The 14,907-nt window shown below is 40.5% G+C and carries 12 protein-coding genes; 4 read left to right on the forward strand and 8 right to left on the reverse strand.

Annotated features, from left to right (window positions below; genetic code table 11):
* Positions 1 to 129: 129 nt before the first annotated feature.
* From AC1MBV_RS11055 to AC1MBV_RS11070, 4 genes are all read right to left on the reverse strand, one after another.
* Entirely contained in the window at positions 130 to 516 is a 387-nt protein-coding gene (locus tag AC1MBV_RS11055; RefSeq protein ID WP_255749358.1) for a Spx/MgsR family RNA polymerase-binding regulatory protein, read from the reverse strand.
* Positions 517 to 658: 142 nt separating this feature from the next.
* Entirely contained in the window at positions 659 to 1,795 is a 1,137-nt protein-coding gene (gene glgD / locus AC1MBV_RS11060) for a glucose-1-phosphate adenylyltransferase subunit GlgD (protein WP_480948300.1), read from the reverse strand.
* Positions 1,796 to 2,071: 276 nt separating this feature from the next.
* Positions 2,072 to 3,382: a murein hydrolase activator EnvC family protein gene (locus AC1MBV_RS11065; protein WP_480948301.1), complete on the reverse strand. Its 1,311-nt coding sequence runs from the start codon at positions 3,380 to 3,382 to the stop codon at positions 2,072 to 2,074.
* Positions 3,383 to 3,808: 426 nt separating this feature from the next.
* Positions 3,809 to 4,780 carry a D-2-hydroxyacid dehydrogenase gene (locus tag AC1MBV_RS11070; protein ID WP_480948302.1) on the reverse strand — a complete coding sequence of 324 codons (972 nt, stop codon included), beginning with the start codon at positions 4,778 to 4,780 and terminating at the stop codon, positions 3,809 to 3,811.
* Between the two features lie 380 nt (positions 4,781 to 5,160).
* Here AC1MBV_RS11070 and AC1MBV_RS11075 point away from each other — a divergent pair, with 380 nt between their 5' ends.
* Positions 5,161 to 6,270: an iron-containing alcohol dehydrogenase family protein gene (locus tag AC1MBV_RS11075; protein ID WP_255749365.1), complete on the forward strand. Its 1,110-nt coding sequence runs from the start codon at positions 5,161 to 5,163 to the stop codon at positions 6,268 to 6,270.
* A gap of 122 nt (positions 6,271 to 6,392) precedes the next feature.
* On the opposite strand, the gene AC1MBV_RS11080 is transcribed toward AC1MBV_RS11075, so the two are convergent.
* From AC1MBV_RS11080 to AC1MBV_RS11090, 3 genes are all read right to left on the reverse strand, one after another.
* On the reverse strand, positions 6,393 to 7,523 hold the full coding sequence (locus tag AC1MBV_RS11080; RefSeq protein ID WP_255749366.1) for an NADH-dependent flavin oxidoreductase: 1,131 nt from the start codon (positions 7,521 to 7,523) through the stop codon (positions 6,393 to 6,395).
* A 93-nt stretch (positions 7,524 to 7,616) separates the two neighbouring features.
* Positions 7,617 to 8,375, reverse strand: a complete 759-nt coding sequence (locus tag AC1MBV_RS11085; RefSeq protein WP_480948303.1) for an exodeoxyribonuclease III — start codon at positions 8,373 to 8,375, stop codon at positions 7,617 to 7,619.
* 18 nt (positions 8,376 to 8,393) lie between these two features.
* A complete protein-coding gene (locus tag AC1MBV_RS11090; protein ID WP_480948304.1) occupies positions 8,394 to 10,166 on the reverse strand; it encodes an ABC transporter substrate-binding protein in 1,773 nt (590 codons plus the stop codon).
* A gap of 155 nt (positions 10,167 to 10,321) precedes the next feature.
* Between AC1MBV_RS11090 and AC1MBV_RS11095 the strand changes: the two genes are divergently transcribed.
* Both AC1MBV_RS11095 and AC1MBV_RS11100 read left to right on the forward strand, forming a co-directional pair.
* Positions 10,322 to 11,578 (forward strand): MDR family MFS transporter, encoded by a 1,257-nt coding sequence (locus tag AC1MBV_RS11095; protein ID WP_480948305.1) that lies wholly within the window; start codon positions 10,322 to 10,324, stop codon positions 11,576 to 11,578.
* A 25-nt stretch (positions 11,579 to 11,603) separates the two neighbouring features.
* Positions 11,604 to 12,161, forward strand: a complete 558-nt coding sequence (locus AC1MBV_RS11100; protein WP_480948306.1) for a DEAD/DEAH box helicase family protein — start codon at positions 11,604 to 11,606, stop codon at positions 12,159 to 12,161.
* Positions 12,162 to 12,300: 139 nt separating this feature from the next.
* Here the strand turns inward: AC1MBV_RS11100 and AC1MBV_RS11105 are convergent, their stop codons facing one another.
* The gene (locus tag AC1MBV_RS11105) at positions 12,301 to 13,773 is read right to left on the reverse strand and encodes a nicotinate phosphoribosyltransferase (RefSeq protein ID WP_255749375.1); all 1,473 of its coding nucleotides are present in this window, start codon (positions 13,771 to 13,773) and stop codon (positions 12,301 to 12,303) included.
* 336 nt (positions 13,774 to 14,109) lie between these two features.
* Between AC1MBV_RS11105 and AC1MBV_RS11110 the strand changes: the two genes are divergently transcribed.
* Positions 14,110 to 14,640, forward strand: coding sequence for a phosphatase PAP2 family protein (locus AC1MBV_RS11110; protein WP_480948777.1), 531 nt, complete (start codon positions 14,110 to 14,112; stop codon positions 14,638 to 14,640).
* The last annotated feature ends 267 nt before the right edge of the window (positions 14,641 to 14,907 follow it).

Below are 14,907 nucleotides of genomic sequence, written 5' to 3' on the forward strand. Positions count from 1 at the left end.
AAAAACAGGCTCGTTTCCGGTTTTCAGGGGTAATTAAACATTCCACAATCAGCCCTGATTTTCCTTCTTTTCCATAAGAAAATTAATCATTCAAGCGGCCGGCATCACAGATGCCGACCGCAAACAATCCTATCCAATTGATTTTTCCTTTTGGAGCGTCTTATTAAATGCAAGCCGTTGCAGATCCTCTTGATGGTAACCCACAATCAGATGCTTCCCATCGGTAATGATTGGCCGTTTTAATAGTTTTGGCTCATCAGAGAGAAGTTGAAGAGCCTTACTCAGCGGCAAATCATTCAAATTTACATTCAATCGCTTATACGTTTCGCTACGTGTTGCGAGTAAATCATCAATTCCCGATTTTGATAATTTGATCAGCTCCATCAACTCGTTTGCATCAGGTCGATTGCGAAAAAGATGGCGTTCTTCATAGCTCACATGATGATCTTTAAACCATCCTTTTGTTTTTCTGCAAGATGTACAACTTGGGTATGTGTAGAAAATCAGTTTGCTCATTAGCTTCCCTCCTTGAATTAATTTAGCCCTTATTAATCTATTACCCTTTTTTAACGAATTGAAACCATTAATCATCACCATACGACACGAAGTTTTATTAATTATTTTTTGTGGTTTTAGAAGATTGTTTATCCGACACTCGTTATGTTCCTAAATAGATCGTTGATTTCTTTTCAATGACGATTGGATGCTCAACCGAGCCAATGATTCTTGATCCCGGTTCAATATGAACTTCTTTGTCCATAATTACATTTCTCAAATAAACGCCTTTACCAACAACGCAACCTTTCATAAGAATTGATCCAATGATTTTCGATTCCATATCAATAGTAACATTGCGTGAAAGAAGTGAATGGCTGATCATTCCGTTAATCATGCAACCATTGGCTACAAGTGAATTCGATACAGCAGCGTTTTTTCCATAATATGAAGGCACTTCATTTTTTATCTTTGTATGAATTCGATACTCACCTCCAAAAAGTGCACTCCGATTTGACTCTTCAATCATATCCATGTGGGCATCATAATAGGATTTGATCGAATGAATGTTTTTAAGATAGCCGGTATATTCGTAACCATTTGTCTTAATTTTTTTTACGGATTGATGGAGCGCATCGCGCAAACTGTAAACCTCATTCCATGCCATGAACCGTCTAATTAGTTTCGTAAAAAGCGAACACCTCATGACATAGATTTCCATATTCACTGCAGATGGGCCATCCTGGTTAAGCAAACAGGATTTCATTTTACGAACGCAGTTATTTTCATCCAATTCAATGCAAGTCACTGGTTGATCGTCTGTGTCAAAACCAGAAACCGTTTTGTAGACTAATGTGATTTCAGCTTGTTGTTCTAAATGATGACGCAAAATCGCTTGAATATCAATTGTGCATAAAGCACGTGAACCCATAATCACAACAAAATCAGATCTTGATTTTTCAATAAATTCCAAATTATTATGGAAAGCCTCAAGATTATCGCGAATCAGTCCATTGACCTGCTCAGTACCTGAATCAAAAAAGAATATTCCTCCATTGAGGCTGTCCAGATCCCAATCACTGCCGCTTAAAACATGGTCATAAATGGATCGATATTGCCCATTCATAAAGATACCAATTGATTCTACACCAGCAGATACAAGATTGGATAAGGGAAAATCGATGAGTCGATATCTGCTGCAAAATGGCAATCCAGCAACTGGTCGATACCTAGTAAGCGGATTCGTTAACTGTTTCGATTCGGACAGATTTAAGATACCGCAAATTTTATAGTGATTCATTGTGGTCACCCCCGCACATGTGCCTCTTATGATATAGATAAATATATTCATAAATGAATACAGTATGTTTCACAATATCATAAGGCAGATGACCGAACGTTCAGCACCTCCTGTCAGAATAATATAACCCGCTTTGAATATGGGAAATTCTTCTCCGACCTTGTAATACGAATGAGCAATACCAAACAATTTTATATTAGAAAAACCGAAGTGGTTGGTTCACTCCGGCATTCTGCATTTTCTATTTATTTGTTTTTTTACACTAAAGAATTTACATCAGTGGATAAAATTCAATGGATTAACAGCTCCATTGTGCGGTGGCGGAGTCCAGCGGCCATTGTAAAGTTCAAAATGAAGATGCGTACCAAATGATTCGCCTGTATTGCCCATTGCTCCGATTGACTGACCCTGTGACACACTTTGACCATCGGAAACGTAAATTGCTGACAAATGTGCATAAACAGTAGTATAAAGCTGTCCATTGATGACATGTGAGATCATGACACAATTTCCGTAACTTGACGAAGTATATGCCTTGAACACCGTGCCGTCTGCAGCGGCGTGAATCGGAGTACCGGTGCTGTTCGCAATGTCGATTCCAGGATGAAATTCACCGTCAAATGATCGATAGCCAAAACCGGAAGAAATATAACCCGCTGCCGGCATAATGAACTGACTGCTGTTTTTTTCTTCTGAATTACTTGAAGACGTAGAAGTAACCGTCTCAGCAGCCGTCTGGGTGTTATTCGAAACAGTAACCGATTTTGCTGAAGCTGTCTCTGTCTTCGCCTTCTCGTTCTGTTTTTCCTGTGCCTCTTGCTTCGCTTTCGCTTCAGCAGCCGCCCGCTCTTTCGCCTTTGCCTGCTGTGCGGCAAAATCCGCTAATTGCTGCTTAATGACCGATTCTTGAGCACTCAAAATACCTGTTTGCTCATTGGACGACATCACTGTCTTTTCAATATCTGATGCCTGATTTTTCAATTCTCCAAGCAAATTCTGCTTATGTTCATTTTCTTGCTTAAGACTAGTATTCATTGTTTGAAGATTATGTAGATCGTTCGTTGTTTGATCGAGAACCGTTTGAAGCCTTTTGCGTTTTGTAACCTGTGCCTGCTTATCTTGTTTCTGATCATTAATTATTTTATTATCTTGATCGGTAATCATTTTCAAAACAAGCAGCCGATCAAGAAAATTACCGAAACTCTTCGAGCCCATTAAAACATCTAGATAGCTGACCGCGCCACCGCTTATATAAATGGATCGCAATCTGCCTTTAAGCAGCTCGGTACGTGTATCAATACGTGCATCAATTTTTTTTATTTCTTTCTTTAGTTGAACCACACTTGCTTTGTTTTGACGAACTCTTTCTTTGGTATTGTCGATTTTGTTACTCATGGAGGCAATCTTTTTATCTGATTCTTTAATATTTTTGATCACTGTATCTTGCTTCTTCTGATTCTCAGAAAGATTCTTTTTCGAAGCAGCTAGTTTATCCTTATTTTGTTGTTTTTGATTTTGAATATCATTTAGCTTATTGTTAAGTTTCGTTTGCGTATCCGCGAATACAGTTCCACTGTTAATTCCCAATATCAAGGAGCAAGAAAGACATATCGTCGTTATCATTTTAATTTTCGTTGGTTTGAACATAACTCTACTCCTTACGCACATCAAGAAAGCACGTACAATTTATCTTATTTGAAAAAGCCTGCTCTGCTTGCTATGAGATTATCTTACTAGAAACTTATTTGCCTAGTTCTATTATAACAACACATTGCGCGTTTTTCCGACAAAATTTGATTACATCTTTGTTTCGATTGATAAAAAAAGATTAATAGATTGTAAGTCATATTAGAAAACTCGGCTTCGCCAATCCGCTGGCAAACCATTTGTTGCATCAACACTGAAGTTCTCTAAATCTTTATCCTTACTTGTTAATGTAATAAAGGGATCCCCTTTAATTTGGAGATCCCTTTGTTAAGCCTATTCGTCAATTAGTATGATGCAATCAAAGCATTAATAGCCGAGATTACGATTCACAATATTTTCCAGGGGTTTGTTCTTGCTGAATTTATCTATATTTCTCTTAATCAATGATGCCCTTTTACTATACTTGCCAGGTCCTACTCCCAATGAGTGAGAGGTGATCAGCAAATTAGGGAGATCCCACAGTTGGTTATTCTCGGGCAGCGGCTCATTTTCGGTCACATCAAGACCTGCACCACCAATTTCTCCCGAACTCAGCGCATGAATCAAAGCACGTTCGTCAACGGTGCCCCCTCGCCCAACATTGATGAAAATTGCGCCGTTCTTCATTGACTCAAAGCTTTTGTTGTTGAATACATGCTCGGTTTCCTTAGTTAAAGGAAGTACATTGATAACAAAATCCGAAGCAGCAAGCACCTTATTAAGATCGTCCATTGTGAAAACTTCATCTGCATCCTCCGGAACCTTTCCTGCCGTTCTTTTTACAGCAAGAATTTGAGCGCCGAATGCTTTTAACCGATGAGCAATTTCCGACCCTATGTCGCCGTAACCGATGATTGCGACCGTTGAACCGTCAATCTGCAGACACTGATTTCCTGAGTTCCAGATTCGCCTCTCCGTTTGCTTTACATAAAGTGGAATTTCTCTTGTGAGTGCAAGAAGAAGCGCCATCGTATGTTCCGCCCCTAACACCCCGAACACACCGCTGGCATTGGTGAGCGTCACATCTCGTGCCAGATCCGGATGCTGCGCCATTTGATTTGCGCCTGCACTCGGCAACTGCAGCCAGCGCAGCGAAGGCATTGCTCGGAGCAATTTAGCTGAGGGACCGCCGATAAATGCCACAGCATCCTCGATAGAGACATCGCTAGGAACCTCTTCATTCCATACAGTGATAAACTCAAATCGATCCGCGTACTCTTTTTTCAATTCTTCAACGTCAATTTCAGGCAAATTGAATTCTTCATCAAAACCAAATAGGATCTTCTCCAACTTGTTCACCCGTCTTTCTGTTTCCAAAGTCTTGAGCACTTTATAGAAAACTCATCTTTCTAAACTAATCATTTCATTCATAAGTATAGTAAAATCGGCGTGATGAAGCCATAAAAAGGCTCTATGGGCTATCGAATTAAAATTATGCTATATTTGCATTATAAAGTACAATAAAAAAGATTGGTTTTTCAAACGCTTTTGGATTGACGCTTCATTAGCAAGCGACTAGTATAAAGTTCACACTGTTGGTTTTATCCATAAATCATAAGCGATGTACCATTTTGTATTCAATATTTTTATCAGCTCATTACCTTCATTTTGAATGACACAAGAGAGCACAAACAAAAATCAAAACAAATGAACAGGATCTTTTTAAGGAGAGAAGACACATGACATTGCAATTAATCTCAAGAATTGCCCCGCAAGAATATATTTCGGAAGTTGGTGCTTACGATCGGCTAGCGTCGGCACTCGAAGCACGTTTTATCAAACGTGTACTTTTTCTTCATGGCACAAAATCTCTGAAAAAGGCGTCTAGCTATCTGCCGGATCTAACGAAAAAAGGTTTCCAGGTCATCGATGTTCAATTTAATGGCGAGTGCTCGAACAATGAAATTCAGAGAATAATTGATTTGGTCAAAAACGATAAAATTGACGCAATCATCGGACTTGGCGGTGGAAAGGTATTAGATACAGCGAAAGCTGCCGGATATAAAGCCGGATCGGTCCCAGTCATCCTGCTCCCAACAATGGCCAGCAATTGTGCCGCGTGGTCCTGTCTTTCTGTGCTCTATAAAGACAACGGCGAATGTATCGGTCATGAAATCTATCCGTCACAAACCAGTCTCGTTCTTGTTGAACCACGAGTGATCTTGGACTCGCCAATTGATTATTTTATCGCCGGTGTGGCAGATACCATTGCGAAATGGTATGAATCTGATCTGTTGCTTCAGCAAGCAACTCGAAGAAGCCTCGCACTCTTCTTCGCTCGAGAAGCTGCACGTCAATGTCTTGAAATTCCTCTGAATCACGCAGAAAAAGCTATTCAGGATATGCGAGACGGCAAGCTTACCGACGATTGGACTCAAGTCATGGAAACAAATATTATGGCAAGCGGATTGGTTGCAGGATTCGGTGATGAATACGGCAGAGCAACGGCGGCTCACGCAGTTCATGATGCACTCACCATCAGGCCGGAAACACATCATCTGCTCCATGGAATAAAGGTATCTTATGGTCTTTTAGTGGAATTGGTTATTGAGAACAAGCCGAAAGAAATGCAGCGTCTGTTGCCCTTTTACCGTGCGCTCGGACTCCCTCTGTCTCTAGCCGATCTCTCATTAGGTAATTTAACCAACAATGAAATTCGAGAGATTGCTGTCTCTGTTCTAAAACCGACTTCACTGATCCATATGCATCCGATGAAGTGCACAGTTGATACCGTGTATAACGCGATGATCGAACTGGAAAAATGGTCAGCACAAAATGCTGTAAAGTAATTTAAAAGGCTTCGTGTTCACCACAGAATTTGCTTCGGCAAAGCGGTAGCTTTCACGAATCCCTGTTTATTGTATATAAACGAAATAGGAGTGAACCACTATTAGTGATTCACTCCTATTTTTTATTCTCTTTGAGTAATTGGAAACCAGCCTTTCCGTTTCGTGATAATCGACCATAGGCAGTCCGGAACAACCAGTTCGCTTTGTTGATCTAAATTAAGGGCAGTTTTAATTTGATTCGTCTTACCGTTTCTCACCTTATCCGACCAGTCTGGGTCCATGATTGCTTGACGTCCCAATGCAATCAGATCAGCACCATCACGTAATCCGGCTACAGCTTGCTCAGGAAAATGAATACCTCCTACCGCGATCAAAGGAACTTTTCCATCTATATGCTGCGCAATTCGATGAATAATTGTTGGTGCATCTTCTTCGCTCCCATTAGGTCGAGAAGAACTATCACCTTGAGACACATGAATGTAATGAATACCACGTTTCATGAGTTCATCTATTAATTGAAGCGTATCATTTAGGTCATATCCTCGATCATGGAACATTTCTTCCGGAGACAGACGATACCCGACAATGAATGAATCATCTCCATACTTCTTAGCAATAGCGTTTACTTCTTCAAGAACTGAAAGTGGGAATTTCAAGCGGTGTTCTAAACTACCGCCCCATTGATCATTTCTTCTATTGAAATGTGCCGAAACAAATTGTTGGATCAAATAATGATTTGCGCCATGAATTTCTACACCATCAAATCCAGCTCTGATTGCCTGACGAACTGCGATTCCATATTCCCGAATGACTGTTTCGATCTGCTCATCGCTCATAGCCACCGGAACTTCATTCGGTTCGGAATAGGAAGGAACGGCACTTGCACTATATAGTTGACCGAATAACGTGTACGCTCTTTTTGCTTCGCTTCCCCCATGATGAATTTGGAGAATAGCCTTGGCCCCGCCAGATTTCATCGCATCAGCCATCTTCTTCAACCGAGGCAAAACGGCATCGTCAAAGGCAATAAATTGTCGGTCAAAAGCCACACCAGTAGGTGAGACAGCAATGCAAGCAGATATAAATAAACCAGCTAGTCGCGCCCGCCGTTCATAATAAGCAATCTCCTGGTCAGACACCGTACCATTTATATTTCCCGACCAAGTCGTCATTGGAGCAATCGCAAGCCGGTTTTTCAATTTTATACCATTCGGTAATGTTAAAGGTTGGAACAAAGGATCATAATTATTCACTTTAATAAACATCCTTTCTATATAACTGCACGTCATCACAAAAGTATGAATTAATAGTCTAACTACTTCGACAAGAGCTCCGCGCCAACCATCTTATTCAGTAAGTTCAAGTTCGACAGGGCAATGATCAGATCCGATTACATCTCGGAGAATTTTGGCATCAATGATGTGTTCTTTCAATCGTTGTGATGTGACAAAATAGTCAATACGCCAACCGATATTCCTTTGTCTTGCGTTAAATTGGAACGACCACCATGAATAAGCACCGGTCTGATTCGGATAAAGCGTCCGATAGGTGTCAATAAATCCATTGCTCAGCAAAGCAGAAAAATCTGCACGTTCTTCCTGAGTAAAGCCTGAGTTTCCACTGTTATTCCGCGGATATGTCAGGTCTATTTCCTGATGAGCAACATTCAGGTCTCCGCAAAAGATGACCGGCTTAATCCGATCTAATTTTTTAATATAGTTTGTGAATGCCGCACCCCACTGAAGCCGATAGTTTAGTCGAGTTAAATCACGTTTTGCATTAGGTGTATAAACCGTCATCAAATAGTAGCTTTCATACTCAAGTGTAATCAGTCTTCCCTCTTGATCATGTGCTTTGATACCCATTCCATAGGTAACATTAATGGGTTCTTTTTTAGTGAAAATTGCCGTTCCGGAGTAACCTTTGCGCACAGCATCATTCCAATATTGAAAATATCCCGGCGTTTCAAATTGAACTTGATCTCGATGCATTTTCGTTTCTTGAATGCACAGTGCGTCGACTCCGGTTTCTTGTAGCCAAGCGTAAACATCCATTTTCCGCTGCAAGGCGCGAAAACCATTTACATTCCATGAGATAAATTTCATCATATTCTCCTTAATTAGTCATGTTTCCGCGGATAAGTCAGGTTTAATCCATAATTTGCTGAAATCAGCCCAACCAAACGCATTTAGTTTAATACCTTCTAGAGCCGAATGAAAGGTTACTTCTCGGCGGCTGTGATATGTATAGATGAGTAGTCTTTCATTTCTCACATAATTTTCAATCAGATGGAAGACTCGGTATCTTGCAGCCCTGTTCCCTGCTTGAAGAAATTGGTCGATTAAAAGGTCAATCCTACATGCCTGTTTTTGATTGATCAATCGTCGAATTAAGCTGCTTTCATCTCGAAATAGATGAGCAATACCAAGTTCGAGATTTTCTTCCATCACTTCTCCGCCAAGTACCATATCCGCTTCATCGGTTAGCTTCTCATTATAGAAATCGCTCATCGACAATGGATAGAGTTCAAGGTTCATTCCTATTTGTTTCGCTCGTTCCTGAATCCACTGTGCATCTGCTTTCACTGGCGGGTGATCAAAATAATAGAATTTAAGCTTTTGTCCACCATAATTACTTAAAGAAAGGTAGTGTTTCATTTGACCATCCGTAACAGAAACTTGCAGTGAATCTCCAGATTGCGTTTCAAGAAAACTATTTGAGATTCGGATGCGATCTCCTCCGAGTTCACAAATCATCGCTTGACGATCAATAATCAAATCTATCGTTTTTCTAAACCAGTAATCCTGTTGCGTTCCGTCTTTCTTAAAATTGAACATAATATAATTGCTGCCGATTTCCTCATGAATCTCTTCATGAGCGGAAGATTGACGCTGTGTGTTAGGTACATCATAAATTTTCTGCTGGCTGATCAGATTCGGCACATAATAGAGTTCCACTCGATTCAGTAATGCACACAGGCTGAAATAATCTCCGAAACGTTCGAGTACAAGTTGTTTACTATTGTATTTTACGATTCTAAAGGGACCTGTTCCAATAATGTGACTCGGATTGAATCCAACATCAGCAGAAAGAATGGCTAGATTTAAGGAACTGAAAAAAAGAAGAGCCGGTGTCGGTTTGGTAAAGATTAACGTTAGCGCATAGGGATGATGAGCAGAAACATGACTCAATGATTGAAAAAACCAACGGCACGGTACCTGATTTGAAGGGTCGCATATACGCCTAATGGTGAACAGAACATCCTCTGAAGTCAACTCTCTCCCATGGTGAAAGGTGACTCCTTTTCGCAGATAGAAAGTCCACTTCTTCTGATCTGATGATGCTTCCCAAGAATGAGCCAGATGAGGTACGAAAGTATCTGAATCTATATTATAGTTTATTAAACAATCAAACAGCTGCCGGGCAATATGCGATTCACTCGTTATTGCGGCAAATGCGGGATCCAATGTCGCGAGCTGACGTCTCATTGGAATACGTAAAATATCCATTTCCTTAGACTTCTTATTTTCCGTTCGATAGCCGAATTCTTGTTTCATTGTTTTATAGCATTTCTCTGATAAGGAATCAGGCAGTGAATGCGATTGAATAAAAGCGAGTGCCTTGTCTAATTGATGCGACTTAATAAATTGATCAATCTGCTCCTCAACGAACGAACTCAAAGGTTTGAGAAAAGCTACCTGCGATTTATTGCCCCTCCCTCGCCCGCTCACCCAATGAATCCAATGGTTATCCTCCAGTTTATGAATAATCAGTTTTGCATTGCGCTCGGAGCAATAAAAAATCCGTGCACACTCACTGATACTTGTCTCCACTTGTTTATGAGATGCATGAGCTTTAGCCAAATAGAATTCTGTGTAATAATCAAATGCATTCATCCAATTCCCCGCTTCCCTTTCCCTTCCTTATTTCATTGTACGCGATTTCCTCTGCAAAAAAGGGGAAATGATTTATTTCATTTTACACTTTTTTCATTGTTACGTTTATACAACAATGAAGTATACCAATTGCAACAACGACAGGGGCTGAACGCATGAACACATTTCTAAATTTGCACAGGAATATTAAAATTCGACTGCTCACTTCCTTTATTTCACGATTTGTCGGGAATATGGTTTTCCCATTTATGGCCATATACTTTGCAAAAGAGTTCGGTACCGCGACAACTGGCTTTCTTCTTTTACTCAATGTGATGGCTTCATTGAGCGTAAGTTTCTTCGGAGGTTATACTTCCGACCGCTTCGGCAGAAAACGAATTATGATCATCGCTCAACTGATACAAATCGTCGCTTTTTCATTAATGGCAGCAGCAAATTCTCCTTGGTTCTTGTCACCGGAAATTACGTTTGTGATGATGCTCCTTCAAAGTATCAGCAGCGGTTTCATGAATCCCGCTGCTGAAGCAATGTTGATTGATGTAAGCACAAAAGAGAATCGGCAATTTATGTACAGTGTCAATTACTGGTCGGTGAATCTTTCAATTGCTGCCGGGACCATTATCGGAGGCTTGTATTTTAACAGCCATCGTTTCACGCTTTTTATCATTCTGACTGTAACCTCGCTATTTGTTTTCAGTCTACTCGCATTCTTTATGAATGAAAGTAACACACAGAGTACTTCAAAGGATCAAACGGCGAACATCAATCGGTTCATTCGAGATATGAGCAAGAGCTACCAAACAGTCATGACCGACCATCGCTTTCTCGTTTTTTGTCTCGCTCATTTACTGATTCTTTCACTCGAATTTCAAATGAACAACTATATAGCGATACGCCTGTCGCGCGAGTTTCATTCATTGATCTGGAACAGAAGTGTAGACGGCTTGACCTTACTGAGTTGGCTGCGTGTTGAGAACACTGTACTCATCGTTTTATTTACATTACTTGTCAACCAATGGATGAAGCATTATCGTCCTCATTATGTTCTTTTTACCGGACTCGTCCTTTATAGTTCCGGCTATGTAATACTCGCGTTTAGTAATCACTGGCTGCTTCTGTTCTTCATGATTATTGTATCTTCATTGGGGGAGCTGATGTATGTTCCAAATTGCCAAACGATGCTCGCCTCCATGGCACAGGAACATGTACGCGGTGCATACATGGCTGTGTACGGACTTGTTTTCCAAGGTGCAAAAATCATTGGGTCGCTTGGTGTCATTATTGGTGCTTTTCTTCCATCGTTCGGGATGGCTATTCTTTTTTCGCTACTCAGTTGTGCCGGTATCTATTGCTTTTACTGGTCAATCCACATGAAGCAACAGAAAATCATCAGTAAAATGATAAACACATAAATTAAAAAACATGGAGGAACTGCCTATGAGATTCGTACTCATATTCGGACCGCAAGCGGTTGGAAAGATGACCGTTGGGCAAGAACTTGCTAAGATAACCGATTTGAAATTGCTCCATAATCACATGACTATTGATCCACTTGTGCCTTTATTCGGTTTTACACCTGAAATGTGGCGACTGTGTCATATGTTCCGAAAAGAGATATTCAAATCAGCAGTCTGCAGTAATATGTACGGCATTATTTTCACAACCGTATGGGCTTTTAACAAGAAAGAGGATTGGATGAATATAAATGAAATTTGCCAACTTTTTAGAGCAAAAGGGGCAGATATCTATTTTGTCGAATTAGAGGCATGTACCGATATTCGGCTTCAGCGAAATCGAACCCCGCATCGACTCGCTGAAAAACCAACGAAAAGAAACATTGAACAATCCGAGCAAAACTTGCTTGAATCAGTGAAAACGGATCGTCTGAACTCACGTCAAGGTGAAATAAAAGAAAAAAATTATTTACGGATTAATAATACTTATTTAAACGCCGAGCAAGTCGCCTTAAAAATAAAGCAGACATTCCATTTATAAAAATGGTTTGCGCTTCTTTAATGATTCGCATCAAAGATTTGATATACTTGCATCTGAAACCGAGAGTTAATGCAGAACTGAAACGTAAAAGAACCGAAAGACAGTTTGCTGTCTCTCGGTTCTTTATTGACTTTACTCATTATTTACCGCTGAATTCCTCTGAATAGCTGTTTAAGAGATCATGTTTTGCATTCCAAACCTTCCACGACAGATCCACAAAATAATTATGCGGATTTTCAAATCGGAGCACTTCAGCCCACTGGCGCTGAACCTGCTCTTGGGCAAATTTGCGAATTTCCTTTACAGAAGGACTCTTATAGCAAAGCGTCCCGCCTTTGAAGATCTGTTTGCGTAGCAACTCAGCCTTGTAGCGTTTTAATTTTTTCTTCTTCCATGTAAACACCGGATCAAACAACGTCAACGGCTTTGATTCATCGATCGTCTCCGATTCGTCACAAATGAGATCTGCAATCGCCTTATCTGCATCTTTATCATAAATACGATAAATTTTCTTAAAACCCGGGTTCGTTATTTTTTCTTCATTTTCACTAATCTTAATTCTTGGGACAACTTCCCCATTTTTTTCAACAGCAACAAGTTTGTATACACCGCCGAACACTGGTTCTGAACGTGCGGTAATCAACCGTTCGCCAACGCCGAACGAATTAATTTGCGCACCTTCGGCAAGTACATCTTTTATTATATGTTCATCAAGGGAATTGGAAATGACAATGATCGCTTTAGGAAATCCTGCATCATCTAACGCTTTTCTCACTTTTTTTGTTAAGTAAGTAATATCGCCGGAATCAATTCGTATCCCCAACGGTTCATGACCTTTCGCACGCAATTCTTTGAAGACTTTAATGGCATTCGGAAGTCCAGATTTCAGAACATTGAACGTGTCAATCAGCACCAGACATTGATCCGGATAAGCATTTGCCCATGCTCGAAACGCTTCCAATTCACTGTCAAACAATTGGACCCAGCTGTGAGCCATCGTACCGGATACGGGGATATCAAACATCATTCCAGCCAATGTGTTGGCAGTCGCCGAGCATCCGCCAATCACTGCTGCACGTGCACCATAAATTGCACCATCATAACCTTGTGCACGTCTCGAACCGAATTCCATAACAGGACGATTGCCGGCAACACGGCAGATACGGCTTGCTTTTGTGGCGATTAAGGTCTGGTGATTAATTGTGACAAGAATCATCGTCTCAAGAAGCTGCGCTTGAATTGCAGGTCCTCGAACTGTTACGAGCGGTTCGTTAGGGAACACCGGATAGCCTTCAGGAATTGCCCAAACATCACAAGAAAATGTGAATGTAGAAAGATAATCAAGAAATTTTTCCGAGAAAGCCTTGGTTGAACGCAAATAGTTAATATCATCTTCTGTAAACCGAAGATTTTCGAGATATTCAATCAGTTGTTCCACACCGGACATGATACAATAGCCTCCGCCATCCGGAACCCTGCGAAAATACATGTCGAAATAAACAATCTGGTCACCTACCCCTTCAGCGAGATAGCTGTTCCCCATCGTTAGTTCGTAAAAATCAACCAGCATCGTGAGATCTCTGTCATTCCTCACGTCAAACCTGGATTCCATCGTCTAATTTCCTCCAATATATCATTTATGTAGTTTAAAGGTAGATGTTGAATCGAGTATACTATTGGGAAACAATCTTGTAAACTGTGACTTAATTCAAATCATTCGAGCACTGCAGCATATAATATAATTTGCTCGTTTCTTCACTGTATTAAAAACGAGTGTTCACAAAGCCTTAAATATAGGTTAAAGTTTTCTCAATATCGTTCATTTATTATATAATAAGATTAGGTGCACATACTGATCAGAAAATGAGGAGCTTCCCCGAATAGTATATTTCAAAGTTGACCCTCTATAAAATCAGCATGATGCGCTATTGGGAGGTGAAGTCGATTGCTGCCCTTTAATGTACTTTACGAAATGGAATGCCGTCTATTCAAAAAAATAAACCGTCACTTTGAACGTAAACTATGGAATGCTTATTTTCGCACAATCACCAATATCGGTGGCGCTGTATTGGAGATTCTGCTTGTCCTTTTTCTACTCATCTTTGCACACGGGCAATTGCGCTTGACCGCGTTGGCATGCGCTGTATCCTTGACGATCAGCCATATTGTTGTCCAAGTATTTAAGCTGTGTTTCCCAAGAAAACGCCCTTATTTAATTCTTGATGGGACGAATCATCCAATCAATCCCTTGCAGGATCATTCATTCCCGTCAGGTCATACTACTGCCATTTTCTCAGTTATTATACCGCTTATTTTATTTCATCCGACACTCAGTCTTATTTTGCTTCCTGTTGGTTTCAGTGTCGCTGTTTCACGGATATTTCTTGGACTACATTATCCGTCAGACGTCTTGGCCGGTATGCTGCTTGGCAGCGTCACAGGATATGTTTGCTTTTTAAAAATCGTCATTCCCTTCTAATTCTGCGGAAAAAGCAGTCGATAAATCAATCGGCTGTTTTTTTTGTACTATAAAAAAGTTTAAAATTTAGTGGAGTATAGTATATGCGGTCCGGCAAAACGCCGCGTCCTGCAGCTCACCGGACACTAGGCCGTCCATGGCCGTCGCAACCAAGTCTTCGCCTTTGCCAGAGGCTTGGCGAAGCCATGTTTTCTAATATTTCATATTCTTTTTTGAAAAAATGCTGGCTGAATCCCTTTGGATGATCATTTATTGAACCATACTCAC

The organism is Sporolactobacillus sp. PKPK-6, assembly GCF_056678885.1.

What these genes read in the sequence shown, in the direction of transcription:
- AC1MBV_RS11075 (WP_255749365.1), top strand. Translation starts at nt 5,161, where the DNA reads ATGACATTGCAATTAATCTCAAGAATTGCCCCGCAAGAATATATTTCG.
- AC1MBV_RS11100 (WP_480948306.1), top strand. Translation starts at nt 11,604, where the DNA reads ATGAGATTCGTACTCATATTCGGACCGCAAGCGGTTGGAAAGATGACC.
- AC1MBV_RS11095 (WP_480948305.1), top strand. Translation starts at nt 10,322, where the DNA reads ATGAACACATTTCTAAATTTGCACAGGAATATTAAAATTCGACTGCTC.
- AC1MBV_RS11090 (WP_480948304.1), bottom strand. Translation starts at nt 10,166, where the DNA reads ATGAATGCATTTGATTATTACACAGAATTCTATTTGGCTAAAGCTCAT.
- AC1MBV_RS11055 (WP_255749358.1), bottom strand. Translation starts at nt 516, where the DNA reads ATGAGCAAACTGATTTTCTACACATACCCAAGTTGTACATCTTGCAGA.
- glgD (WP_480948300.1), bottom strand. Translation starts at nt 1,795, where the DNA reads ATGAATCACTATAAAATTTGCGGTATCTTAAATCTGTCCGAATCGAAA.
- AC1MBV_RS11085 (WP_480948303.1), bottom strand. Translation starts at nt 8,375, where the DNA reads ATGAAATTTATCTCATGGAATGTAAATGGTTTTCGCGCCTTGCAGCGG.
- AC1MBV_RS11105 (WP_255749375.1), bottom strand. Translation starts at nt 13,773, where the DNA reads ATGGAATCCAGGTTTGACGTGAGGAATGACAGAGATCTCACGATGCTG.